This is a genomic window from Pseudoalteromonas sp. B131b, from assembly GCF_037162545.1.
Classification (GTDB): Bacteria; Pseudomonadota; Gammaproteobacteria; order Enterobacterales; family Alteromonadaceae; genus Pseudoalteromonas; species Pseudoalteromonas fuliginea.
In genome coordinates, this window is record NZ_JARLUZ010000001.1 from 2,246,656 (window position 1) to 2,258,940 (window position 12,285).

Here is a 12,285-nt window from a genome sequence, read left to right on the forward strand (position 1 = left end):
TGGTGTAAGGCTTATGAATAGTAGGTTTATGGAACAAGAATTGATTTTATACATAAAGTAATTAATTTAACCATAAGGGTTAGTATGGTAAATTTTTACTGATGAAGTTCATTAAGAAGCTATAAACCTTAAATATTTATATTAATAAAAGATTAAGTCCAGATTTTTATTGGACTCAGTTTATAATGATAGTTCATCGGTTAAACCTAACCCCAAACCCAACAACTCCCATCAACAACACAAACCCCCATACAAACACATTGCCGTATTGGCTGTACACACTGTCGCCTTTTATAAGCTTAATGTTAGCTTTCAATATGGTAGCTTCAAACTGAGGCATGGTTTGTTGTGCGTGGCTTATGGGGTCGTATACGGCGCTTACACCATTGTTAGTAACACGCACTAGAGGGCGTTGTAGTTCGAGCGCGCGCATACGTGCTATTTGCATGTGTTGCAAAGGCCCAATAGAGTCACCAAACCAGGCATCGTTACTTACTGTAAAGAGTAGGTCAGAGTCGCTTTTGTAATTACCGCGTACTAAGTCGGAAAAAACAATTTCGTAGCAAATAGCAGGGAGTAAGTTATAGCCATTGGCGCGTAAGTTGTTTTGCACTTTGTCGCCACGGGTAAACGATGACATAGGCAAATCGAATAATGGGGCAATAGGGCGCAAAAAGTCTTGAAACGGTACAAATTCGCCAATAGGTAGTAGCTGGTGTTTTTGATAGCGGTTTTTATCAAGGTAATGGTAATGCCCATGCTCGTCGCCACGTTCTTTATTACCGACCACAATAAGTGTGTTGAATATATTTTTGGTGTCTCGCTGGTAGTCAACAATACCGGTGACAAGAGCGGTTTTATTAAACGAGGCGGCACTGTCTAAATTGGCTAGGTAGGAATCGGCAAGCATTTCTATTTCAGGCACTGCGGCTTCTGGCCATACTATTAAGTCGGCATCCCAATGTGGGCGTGTCATGTCTTGGTATTTGCTCATTGTGGTCCAAAACTCACTTGGCTCAAAGCGCAGGTGTTGTTTTATATTACCTTGCACCAGTAAAGTCGACATGCTTTTACCTGAATATTGCACCGACCCTGTGGTAAGTGCTGCTGTAAAAATAAGGGCAAAGGTAATCGCGGTAACTACAGGGGTTTTAAAATCTTTTTGAGTTGCACGATAAAGCGCAAAACCAATGATAATACACACAAGAGTCAGGCCAAACTCGCCAATATAAGGGGCAAGCAGCCTAAAAGGTCCGTCAGTTTGTGTATAGCCAAAACTTAACCACGGGAAACCGGTAAGTACAGTGCCACGTAAATACTCACTAATTGCAAAGCAGGCAATTAGTGATGCGCCAAAGCTTTTAGGGCCTGTGGCAAAGCGAGTAGTTGCCCAAAAGGCAAGGGCTGGGAATAACGCTAAGTATGAACACAGTAAGGCCATTAACGAGAGCGACGCAATAAGCGGCATGCCGCCAAAGGTGGCAATAGAGACATGTACCCAGCTTATACCTGCACCAAACCAGCCTAGGCCAAATATAAAGCCATACTTAGCGGCACTTTTTGCGTGTGCTTTACCGGTATTATTTGGGTTGATGCAAAAAATTATGGCTGCAAGGCTAATAAATACGATGGGCCAAATTTCAAAGGGGGCATAGCCAAAAGTTAAAATAAGGCCCGCAACGAGTGCGAGCCATGCTTTTTTATCTTTTGCTAATACGGTAAGCCTAGTTAGCAGTTTCTTCAATGTCGTTATCATCAGCCTTAGGAACGGTGACTTGCAGTTGCAAAATACGACGATTGTCGGCGTTGGTTACTTTAAATTGGTAACCTTCTATATCAATCGTTTCACCACGACTTGGCATATGGCCAAATGCGTGCAGTACAGTCCCGCCAATAGTGTCGGCTTCGTCTGTGCTGTAACCTGTTTTAAAGTGCTCGTTAAAGTCATCTACAGGTGTGAGTGCTTGCACTACGTGAACATGTTTAGCAAGTTGACGAATATCTTGATGTTCTTCTTCTTCGTCGTGCTCATCTTCGATTTCGCCAACAATTATTTCAAGAATATCTTCAATCGTTACTAAGCCCGATACGCCGCCATATTCGTCAATAACAACGGCCATATGGTAGCGTTGCTGACGAAATTCATTTAGCAATGTATCAACACGTTTGCTTTCTGGCACTACCATAGCTGGGCGTAAATAATCGCGTATTGATGGTAAGTGCTCGTCTTTATTTAAGATAAGCGGTAGCAAATCTTTAGCGAGTAAAAACCTTCTACATGGTCTTTGTCTTCAATCACCACTGGAAAACGTGAGTGAGTTGAATCGACCATCATTGGAATTAGCTCTTCAAGCGGGCTGTCGATCTCAAGAGTGATCATTTGTGAGCGCGGAACCATTATGTCTCGCACTTTAAGCTCAGACACGCCAAGCACACCTTCTATCATCTCTTTTGTTTCTGGATCGATTACGTCTCGTTCTTGCGCATCGGCAATAACTTCGACCAGCTCTTCTCTATTCTGGGGTTCCCCTTGCAACATTTGGGCTATTCTACCCAACCACGTTTTGCCAGAAGAACCCTGGCTAGATTGCGAGTTACCGTCGCTCATTGCGTCTAATTGCTCCGTTAATTTAAATTTCGTCCCGGTATGGGTCTGCTATGTTTAGCTCTGCAAGTAATTGCTTTTCTATGCTTTCCATCTCAAAAGCATCTTCACTCTTTATATGGTCAAATCCAAGCAAATGCAAGCATCCGTGAATAACCATGTGAGCAAAGTGATCATGAAATGACTTTTCTTGCTCAATTGCTTCAGCTAATACAATGGCTGGGCAAATAATTAAATCACCAACCAAAGGAATATCTATTCCGGGTGGTGCTTCAAATTCAAACGACAGTACGTTGGTTGGTTTATTTTTACCGCGATAGTCGTTATTAAGTTGTTGCGATTGCGCTTCGTCGCTAATAACGATGCTGAGTTCTGACTCGTCACGGTATTGGCTAAGGGCTTTGTCGGCCCACAGTGCAAATTGTTCTTCGCTTGGGAGGTTGTCAAACTCACAGGCTATTTGTAAATCAAGTTCGGTTGTCAAAGTATTACTCTTTAGTAGTAGGCTGTTGAAGAGCAGCGAGTGCGTCTTTTGCATTTTGCTTTTCAATGCGCTTAAGTCGCTCGCTTTCGTCGTTACGCTCGTAGGCTTCAACTATGCGTGCTACAACAGGGTGGCGTACTACGTCGTGGGCTTTGAAGTAGTTAAAGCTAATTTCGTTTACGCCATCAAGCACTTCAATTGCATGGCGAAGGCCTGAGCGTGTGCCACGAGGTAAATCGACCTGTGTAATATCGCCTGTAATCACCGCTTTTGAGTTAAACCCTATACGGGTTAAAAACATTTTCATTTGCTCGGCGGTGGTATTTTGGCTTTCATCTAAAATAATAAAGGCATCGTTTAAAGTACGTCCGCGCATGTAAGCAAGCGGGGCGACTTCAATGATATTTTTTTCGATGAGCTTTTCTACTCTTTCAAAACCTAGCATTTCAAAAAGCGCATCGTAAAGAGGGCGCAGGTATGGGTCTATTTTTTGACTTAAATCGCCTGGTAAAAAGCCAAGCTTTTCGCCCGCTTCTACAGCAGGACGCGTTAATAATATGCGGCGTATTTCTTGGCGCTCAAGGGCGTCAACGGCGGCAGCAACTGCAAGGTAAGTTTTACCAGTACCAGCAGGGCCAATACCAAAGGTAATGTCGTGGTTTAAAATATTAGCCACATAAACACCTTGGTTGTCGTTACGTGGTTTAATAACACCACGGCGGGTTTTAATCACCATTTCTTTGCCATAAGCGCTGCTTGATGCATTTTGCTCTAAGGCTTTTGATTCGGTAATAGCTAAATGAACGGCGTCGGGTTCTATTTCGCCTAAAACACCACGCACTGGTTGAGTATCAACATAAAGGTTTTTTAAGATTTCTACAGCGCCGGCGCAGTTGTGTAGTTTACCGGTTACTTTAAAAAAGTTGTCACGGTGAATTATTTCAACAGCCAGGTGGCGTTCAATTTGTTTGATGTTTTCGTCAAACGGGCCACATAAAGAAGAAAGGCGTTTGTTATCGGCAGGTTCTAAATAAATCTCTAACGTTTTTAACTGATTACTCAAAATTGCTTCCTATCGTACTGCGCCAGCGTTAACTGGCGCTAATTGTGTGACTAAGGAACGAAAGTAGCTACGCCAATTTCGTTAACAGTGTCTGGTTTTGGCTCTGCAGCTGCAGCTTTAGTTAAAATAGCTGAAGGAGCGATTTCGCGTCGTAAGTTCATTTCTGATTCTGTACGAATTAAGTCACCACGTAAAGAGTTAGGCAGTGCTTCGGTAATACGTACATCAACAAACTGTCCGATCACTGTGTGCGGGCCAACAAAATTTACTACACGGTTATTTTCGGTACGGCCACGTAATTCCATTGGGTTCTTTTTAGAAGGACCTTCAACAAGTATACGTTGCTCTGTATCGAACATTTGACGGCTAATTTGCTGTGCCATTTGTGTAATACGGTTTTGTAGTAGGTATAAGCGTTCTTTTTTCTCTTGCTCTGTTACGTCATCTGGCAAATCTGCCGCTGGCGTACCTGGGCGTGCACTGTAAATAAAGCTAAAGCTCATATCAAAACCAATGTCGCTAATAAGCTTCATGGTTGCTTCAAAGTCTTCTTTACTTTCGCCTGGAAAACCAATAATGAAATCTGACGACATGCTTAAGTTAGGGCGAATTTTACGTAACTTACGAATTGTCGATTTGTATTCAATTGCCGTATGGCCACGTTTCATTAGGTTTAATATACGGTCTGAACCACTTTGTACTGGTAGGTGTAAGTGATCTACAAGCTCTGGTACATCGGCGTAAACCTCGATTATATCTGGGGTAAATTCTACCGGGTGCGATGTGGTGTAACGAATACGGTCAATACCATCAATAGCAGCAATAAGACGAATTAAATCTGAGAAGTAACAAATTTCGCCATCGTGCGTGTCTCCGCGGTAGGCGTTTACGTTTTGGCCTAATAGGTTAACTTCACGTACGTTTTGCTCAGCAAGCTGTGCAATTTCAAGTAATACGTCATCGACTGGGCGACTAACTTCTTCGCCGCGAGTATAAGGTACAACACAAAAAGTACAGTATTTAGAACAGCCTTCCATAATTGATACAAACGCAGATGGGCCATCAGCTTTTGGCTCAGGCAGGCGGTCAAATTTTTCAATCTCTGGGAATGAAATATCAACTACCGATGAGCCTTTGTCGCCTTGCACTTGTTTAATCATTTCTGGTAAACGGTGTAGTGTTTGTGGGCCAAAAATAACATCTACAAATGGCGCACGTTGGCGAATAGAATCACCTTCTTGTGAGGCAACACACCCACCTACACCAATTATTAAATCTGGCTTGTCGTCTTTTAATAACTTCCAGCGACCTAATTGGTGAAATACTTTTTCTTGTGCTTTTTCACGAATTGAACAGGTGTTGAGTAAGATTACGTCGGCATCTGTTGCATCTTCAGTTAGCTGGTAGCCGTTAGTGGCATCTAAAAGTTCAGCCATTTTCTGAGAGTCGTATTCGTTCATCTGACAACCCCAGGTTTTAATATGCAGCTTTTTGCTCATTGAAATATAGCCTCGTGTTCAATTCGATAGTGGCACAAAAATGTGCTTGAAACAGGATTAAGGAGCAAGCATGCTCACTTAAAGGACGCGTATTTTAGCTGGATACCCGCCCAGATCCAAGTATAGTTTTCATGTTTGTGATCTCAAATCAATACGAGGCCAGTTTAATGTGCTGTTAGGGATATCCTCTGGTATAAAACAAATTAATTTTGATACAATCAAAACAGACTCAAGTAATAATAAAATGATGAAAAACATGACTAAAAATAATGTGATAGTGGTTGGTGGGGGCATGGTTGGCGCGGCTATGGCGATAAAGCTTGCTCAGCAAGGCTTTGGCGTACGAATAATCGAAAAACACCTAATAGACCCATCACAGCTTCTTAGTAGTGATAAGGTGGATATTAGAGTGTCGGCTATTAATCGTTTTTCAGAAAATTTGCTTGATGAATTAGGTGCCATGCCGCTTTTAAGACAAAACCGCATAGCGCCTTATCAGCAATTAGAGGCATTTGAGCGCGGTGGTGACAATTTGTTATTTGATTGCGCCGATATAAATACCACGCATTTAGGTCATTTGATTGAAAATAATTTAATTCAAGCCTGTTTGTGGCAGCAATTTGCACAATACAATATTGAAGTTATTGAGCAAGCCACACCGATTACTAAAATAGAGCAAACCAGTGATTTAATTACGCTTGTGTATGGAGCTCAAACCTATACCGCTGATTTAGTAATTGCAGCCGATGGTGGGCAGTCGCAATTGCGTGATAAGGCGAATATTGGTATTACGGGGTGGCAGTACCAGCAGCATTGCATGGGGGTGTTAATTAAACTCGATGCGCCGCAACAAATTAAAACCTGGCAGCAGTTTACGCCAAGTGGGCCACTCGCATTTTTGCCAATGCAGGCACCGTACGCTAATTTAATTTGGTACGACGATGCAAATACACTGCAAGCATTTAAAGGGCTAAGCCCAACTCAGTTAAAAACGCACATACTTAATAAATTTCCAGAGCTTGCTGGAGACTTTGAAGTACAAACCCATGCGATATTTCCGCTTACTCGCCAACATGCTAACAATTATTCGCAAGGGCGTTTGGTTTTAGTGGGCGACGCTGCACATACAATTAATCCGCTTGCAGGGCAGGGTGTAAATTTAGGTTTTCAGGACGTAGTGGCACTTGCTGAGGTTTTAGACAATGCAGGGGATATAGGGTGCCCGCTAAAACTTAAAGAATATGAGCGAGCTCGCCGTAAGGCTAATTTGTTAATGATGAGCATGATGGATGCCTGTTACTTTGGCTTTTCTAACCAAGTAGCGCCGCTTAAATGGGCACGTAGCCAGTTTTTAAAAATGGCTAATAATACAGGGCCAATAAAAAACTGGGTGTTAAAATATGCCATTAGCGGAGAGCTAAGTTAGTTTCTAAAAAGATTACCCCCTAATAAAGCGATTAACAATACTGTTAATCGCGCCCTTAAAAGTTATAACCTCTTCATAAAACAACAATCATATTTGGTAAGTGGGCTACCCTGAGCTTTTTAATGTATTTTATTTCGTTATTAGATTTATTAGCCATACTAAATGTATAACAAATTGCATTTAAAGAGTGTCTGTGGATAGGCCATTTATTTTTATGATTATAATAGGGATATTACTGTTAACTGTAAGTATCAAACCAACAATACAAGTATGCAAAAAAACGAATCGGTTTGCATGGAGCTTATTGCTTATTTTAATTGTGCTGTTTATTTTTGGCTACTGTTGGGTACTTTATTATTTTATTTTTTATGGTAGTGAACCGTTTGTAACAACTAGTGTTTCATTTATTTTAGTTGGTGGCGGCACATTTGTTTATTTAGTTGTTAGGTTAAGCCTCAAAAGTATCTTAGAGCTAGAGCGCTCAGCTCAACACCAACAATTTCTAGCTGAACACGATAGTTTAACTAACCTACCTAAACGTAAAAAATTCTTTAATGTACTCAATGAGAACATAGAATATAACCAACCTTTCATTTTGTTTTTAATAGATTTAAATAACTTTAAACGTGTAAACGATACTTATGGAAATAATTTTGGGGATTTGTTGTTGTGTGCATTTTCCAAAACATTAAGCCAACACTTATCCGAGATTGCTAAGTTATATAGGATTGGGGGAGACGAATTTGCATTGCTTTTAAACTCAGCCACTCAGGATAAGTATGATTTATGTATTCAATTAATAAATAAGGCTGTACAAAAACCTTTTTTAATTTATGAACAAACTATACGCGTTAAGCTAAGAATTGGAGTGAGCTATTACCCCAAACATAGTATGCAAAATAACGAACTATTCAAACAGGCTGATTTAGCGCTGCATGAAGCAAAAAAGACACAGCAACAGATTGTTATTTATTTTAAGGATTTGAGCATTAGGGCGGATAATTTATTTGATATGTCCTTACTTATAAAGCAAGCATTGAAAAATGAAGAGTTTGAGCTTTATTTACAACCAATATTTTCTTCTAACCTTAATGAAATGCATGGAGCTGAAGCATTAATACGCTGGCCACAAAGTGATGGTTCATTTATTAGCCCTGAGGTGTTTATTAAAACAGCTGAGCAAATGGGGTTAATTTTAAATATTTCCAAGTGGGTGGTGTTAGAAACTATAAATCATTTAAAGTCGTTAAAAGCTTTGGGGTTTATCGGGGCTATTCACGTAAATTTATCAACAAGGGATTTAGAGAGCCAAGATTTTTATGAGCTTATTGAGCAATTAATCAGTGTCGATCCGACGCTGAGTGACTCAATAATTTTTGAAATCACAGAGGGTGCTATGATGACAAATATAGAAGCCGCTCGCACTATGATGTACAAGCTTAACGACCGCGGTTTTGAGTTTAGTGTAGATGATTTTGGGACTGGATTTTCTTCGTTATCATTACTAAGAGAGTTACCAATCAACCAAATAAAAATAGACCGGTCATTTATTAAAGATATGCTAACACAACCCGCTGACTATGCGATTGTAGAATCAACGTTATTTTTAGCTAGCAGACTTAATTGTAAAGTAGTGGCAGAGGGCATTGAAAATAAAGCGCTTAGAAATACACTCACAGAAATGAAATGTGATTATTTACAAGGGTATTATTATAGCAAACCTATTAAAATTAATGATTTTATACTGAAGTACTTAAATTAAGAAATAGGTGGGGTAGTTTAACAAATTGGCTGGGATACCAGGATTTGAACCTGGGAATGCCAGGATCAAAACCTGGTGCCTTACCGCTTGGCGATATCCCAACTATAAATTTGCATTAGTTTTAGTTCTTAATAAGAACATGGTGCGGAAGGAGAGACTTGAACTCTCACAACCTAAGTTACTGGAACCTAAATCCAGCGCGTCTACCAATTCCGCCACTCCCGCATCACTAATTTGCTCGTTTAAACTCTAAGTGAGAGCTATTCTTTTATCCAACTTTCCTTGGTATAAGAAGTTGGCTGGGATACCAGGATTTGAACCTGGGAATGCCAGGATCAAAACCTGGTGCCTTACCGCTTGGCGATATCCCAACAAAGAATTATTTGATAGGTTTAGTTCGTATCAAGAACATGGTGCGGAAGGAGAGACTTGAACTCTCACAACCTAAGTTACTGGAACCTAAATCCAGCGCGTCTACCAATTCCGCCACTCCCGCATCAACAATTTGCTCATTTAAACTCTAAGCAGAGCTATTCTTTATGTCCAACTTTCCTTGGTAGAAGAAGTTGGCTGGGATACCAGGATTTGAACCTGGGAATGCCAGGATCAAAACCTGGTGCCTTACCGCTTGGCGATATCCCAACAAAGAATTAATTGATAATTTTATTTCTTATCAAGAAATGGTGCGGAAAGAGAGACTTGAACTCTCACAACCGAAGTTACTGGAACCTAAATCCAGCGCGTCTACCAATTCCGCCACTCCCGCATCGTTTGTGTAATAAAACACAGGTAGTTATTTTAAACTCTTCATTGAGTGCAATTTAACTCTTGCAGAGCCACTTCTAAAATAAGAAATGGTGGCTAAGACGGGATTTGAACCTGTGACCCCATCATTATGAGTGATGTGCTCTAACCAGCTGAGCTACTTAGCCATTGTTGGCTGGGATACCAGGATTTGAACCTGGGAATGCCAGGATCAAAACCTGGTGCCTTACCGCTTGGCGATATCCCAACAATAACAATTGATAGTTTTAATTCTTATCAAGAATTATGGTGCGGAAGGAGAGACTTGAACTCTCACATCCTAAGATACTGGAACCTAAATCCAGCGCGTCTACCAATTCCGCCACTCCCGCACACAAGGTAGTTATTTTAAACTCTTCATTGAGCAACAAAAAAATAATGGTGGCTAAGACGGGATTTGAACCTGTGACCCCATCATTATGAGTGATGTGCTCTAACCAGCTGAGCTACTTAGCCATCTTTTTTTGTTAGCACTTCATCGCTGAGTGCGGGGCGTATTATGCTGATATGACCCAAATTCGTCAACACCTTTTTGCAAAAAAACACTTAACAGTGTTTGTTTGCAGGAAAATTAAGCTAAGCGGCTAACTTTTAATAAAAATGATGATTTTTTGACTGCAATTCACATACAAAATTTACCGTCAAATAAAAAAGAGCAAAAGCCTGTAATTTAAAACTGTTTGATAATCAAACAAATTATTGGGAGCTAAGCATTAACTTGTCGATGAGGTATTTTTTATTGAGGTTAAATCTTCGCCGCAGTGTCTTTTTTAGATTAAACGCTGGCTTTTAGCTTGTGATTACATCAATTTTATAAGTTTATAAAGCTGGGGGTACAAAAAAGGCTCGTAAAAACGAGCCTTTAAAAATTATTACCAATCTAAATTGGTTTAATTTGTACTTATACGTTGAACAAGAAGTTCATTACATCGCCATCTTTAACAATGTACTCTTTACCTTCTTGACGCATCTTGCCTGCTTCTTTTGCGCCACTCTCACCTTTAAAGGCAACAAAGTCGTCAAAAGCAATAGTTTGCGCACGAATAAAGCCACGCTCGAAGTCAGTATGGATTTTACCCGCTGCTTGTGGCGCTGTCGCACCTACAGGGATTGTCCATGCACGCACTTCTTTTACGCCAGCTGTGAAATAAGTTTGTAACTGTAGTAATTCATAACCACCACGAATAACAAGGTTAAGACCTGGCTCTTCTAGACCAAGATCAGCCATAAACTCAAGCTTGTCTTCGTCATCTAGCTCTGAAAGTTCAGACTCGATAGCGGCACATACAGGAACAACAATCGCATCTTCAGCTGCAGCAATAGCGCGTACACGATCAAGGTATGGGTTATTTTCAAAACCATCTTCAGCAACGTTTGCAATATACATTGTTGGTTTAATCGTTAAGAAGTTAATAGAGCTGATTGCTGCTTTTTCTTCTTTAGTAAGTGCTAGACCACGTAAAGTTAAGCCTTCATCAAGATGTACTTTTACTTTTTCAAGGACAGCATTTTGCTCTTTAGCGTCTTTATCGCCACCTTTTGCTTTTTTTGCATTACGGAAAAGGGCTTTTTCAGCGCTATCCATATCAGCAAGTACTAACTCAGTGTTGATTACGTCAATATCGTCAGCAGGGTCAATAGTACCTGCTACGTGGATGATGTTTTCATCTTCAAAACAGCGAACTACGTGGCCAATTGCATCGGTTTCACGAATATTAGCTAAAAACTGGTTACCAAGGCCTTCACCTTTAGATGCGCCTTTTACTAATCCTGCAATGTCTACAAATTCCATACTAGTGGTAAGAATTCGTTGAGGATTAACAATTTTAGCAAGTTCGTCTAGACGAGGATCTGGCACAGGTACCACACCTGTATTAGGCTCAATGGTACAAAAAGGAAAGTTAGCGGCTTCAATACCCGCTTTAGTTAGTGCATTGAAAAGCGTTGATTTACCAACGTTAGGCAAGCCAACGATGCCACATTTAAAACCCATAGTAAGATACCTTGTTTAGAATTCGTTTAAACGGTGTACTTGGACCCAAGTTACTAGGGTTTAAACGAATGTAGTCTGTTTTGTGCTTTTAACACACCATCTTTTGCAAGTATTTCCATGCAACGAACTGCTTCATCAACAGCAGCATCCATTTTTTCTTGGTCTTCTTTGGCCGCTTTTCCAAGCACCCAACCAGTTACCATTTCACGATGCCCCGGATGACCTACACCAATGCGCAAGCGCATAAAGTCTTTTTGATTTGCCATTTTTGCAATAATGTCTTTTAAACCATTATGACCGCCATGCCCGCCGCCTTTTTTTAATTTGGCAACGCCTGGGTCTAAATCCAATTCGTCATGGGCAACTAAAATGTCCTCGACAGGGATTTTGAAAAAATTAGCTAAACTACTGACCGCTTTACCACTTAAATTCATGTAAGTAGTGGGGATCAATAATTTGAATTCTTGGCCTTGAATTATCACTTTGCCTGTAAGGCCGTGATACTTAGGATCGTGTTTTAGAGTGCAGTTATAGCGTGCAGCGATTTGCTCGATAAACCAAGCACCTGCATTGTGGCGTGTGTTTGCGTATTCGGGGCCTGGATTAGCCAGGCCCACAAGCATTTGAATAGAATTCAAGGTTGCGAGAC

At 40.6% G+C, this 12,285-nt stretch carries 8 protein-coding genes, 10 tRNA genes and 1 pseudogene; 2 read left to right on the forward strand and 17 right to left on the reverse strand.

Translation table 11 applies throughout. The features are described 5' to 3' along the window. Positions 1-193: 193 nt before the first annotated feature. The 5 genes and pseudogenes from lnt to miaB form a co-directional block, all read right to left on the reverse strand. A complete protein-coding gene (gene lnt / locus P4S65_RS10300) occupies positions 194-1,744 on the reverse strand; it encodes an apolipoprotein N-acyltransferase (RefSeq protein ID WP_337120112.1) in 1,551 nt (516 codons plus the stop codon). Next, positions 1,725-2,608: pseudogene (gene corC, locus P4S65_RS10305) on the reverse strand (CNNM family magnesium/cobalt transport protein CorC). Before corC ends, lnt begins: the two are co-directional and overlap by 20 nt. Before the next feature lie 22 nt (positions 2,609-2,630). After that, positions 2,631-3,089, reverse strand: coding sequence for an rRNA maturation RNase YbeY (gene ybeY, locus P4S65_RS10310; protein WP_008138284.1), 459 nt, complete (start codon positions 3,087-3,089; stop codon positions 2,631-2,633). 4 nt (positions 3,090-3,093) lie between these two features. Then, the gene (locus P4S65_RS10315) at positions 3,094-4,152 is read right to left on the reverse strand and encodes a PhoH family protein (RefSeq protein ID WP_337120113.1); all 1,059 of its coding nucleotides are present in this window, start codon (positions 4,150-4,152) and stop codon (positions 3,094-3,096) included. Between the two features lie 50 nt (positions 4,153-4,202). Beyond that, positions 4,203-5,651 carry a tRNA (N6-isopentenyl adenosine(37)-C2)-methylthiotransferase MiaB gene (gene miaB, locus P4S65_RS10320; protein ID WP_337120114.1) on the reverse strand — a complete coding sequence of 483 codons (1,449 nt, stop codon included), beginning with the start codon at positions 5,649-5,651 and terminating at the stop codon, positions 4,203-4,205. A gap of 169 nt (positions 5,652-5,820) precedes the next feature. On the opposite strand from miaB, the gene P4S65_RS10325 reads away from it, so the two are divergent. Both P4S65_RS10325 and P4S65_RS10330 read left to right on the forward strand, forming a co-directional pair. Continuing rightward, positions 5,821-7,077, forward strand: coding sequence for an FAD-dependent monooxygenase (locus P4S65_RS10325; RefSeq protein WP_096792758.1), 1,257 nt, complete (start codon positions 5,821-5,823; stop codon positions 7,075-7,077). 193 nt (positions 7,078-7,270) lie between these two features. Beyond that, complete coding sequence (locus P4S65_RS10330; RefSeq protein ID WP_096792759.1) at positions 7,271-8,839, forward strand: putative bifunctional diguanylate cyclase/phosphodiesterase; 1,569 nt, start codon at positions 7,271-7,273, stop codon at positions 8,837-8,839. Positions 8,840-8,865: 26 nt separating this feature from the next. Here P4S65_RS10330 and P4S65_RS10335 read toward each other — a convergent pair. The 12 genes from P4S65_RS10335 to pth form a co-directional block, all read right to left on the reverse strand. Continuing rightward, a tRNA-Gln gene (locus tag P4S65_RS10335) sits at positions 8,866-8,940 on the reverse strand. 39 nt (positions 8,941-8,979) lie between these two features. Continuing rightward, positions 8,980-9,064, reverse strand: a tRNA-Leu gene (locus P4S65_RS10340). Positions 9,065-9,135: 71 nt separating this feature from the next. Then, positions 9,136-9,210, reverse strand: a tRNA-Gln gene (locus P4S65_RS10345). 40 nt (positions 9,211-9,250) lie between these two features. Continuing rightward, positions 9,251-9,335 (reverse strand) — tRNA-Leu (locus P4S65_RS10350). Positions 9,336-9,406: 71 nt separating this feature from the next. Continuing rightward, a tRNA-Gln gene (locus P4S65_RS10355) sits at positions 9,407-9,481 on the reverse strand. 39 nt (positions 9,482-9,520) lie between these two features. Further along, positions 9,521-9,605: transfer RNA gene (locus tag P4S65_RS10360), tRNA-Leu, on the reverse strand. An 89-nt stretch (positions 9,606-9,694) separates the two neighbouring features. Then, a tRNA-Met gene (locus P4S65_RS10365) sits at positions 9,695-9,771 on the reverse strand. 5 nt (positions 9,772-9,776) lie between these two features. Further along, a tRNA-Gln gene (locus P4S65_RS10370) sits at positions 9,777-9,851 on the reverse strand. Positions 9,852-9,890: 39 nt separating this feature from the next. Further along, positions 9,891-9,975, reverse strand: a tRNA-Leu gene (locus P4S65_RS10375). Positions 9,976-10,022: 47 nt separating this feature from the next. After that, positions 10,023-10,099 (reverse strand) — tRNA-Met (locus tag P4S65_RS10380). Between the two features lie 445 nt (positions 10,100-10,544). Continuing rightward, on the reverse strand, positions 10,545-11,636 hold the full coding sequence (ychF, locus tag P4S65_RS10385; RefSeq protein ID WP_007378123.1) for a redox-regulated ATPase YchF: 1,092 nt from the start codon (positions 11,634-11,636) through the stop codon (positions 10,545-10,547). A 53-nt stretch (positions 11,637-11,689) separates the two neighbouring features. Continuing rightward, positions 11,690-12,274 carry an aminoacyl-tRNA hydrolase gene (pth, locus tag P4S65_RS10390; RefSeq protein ID WP_002958548.1) on the reverse strand — a complete coding sequence of 195 codons (585 nt, stop codon included), beginning with the start codon at positions 12,272-12,274 and terminating at the stop codon, positions 11,690-11,692. Positions 12,275-12,285: the final 11 nt, after the last annotated feature.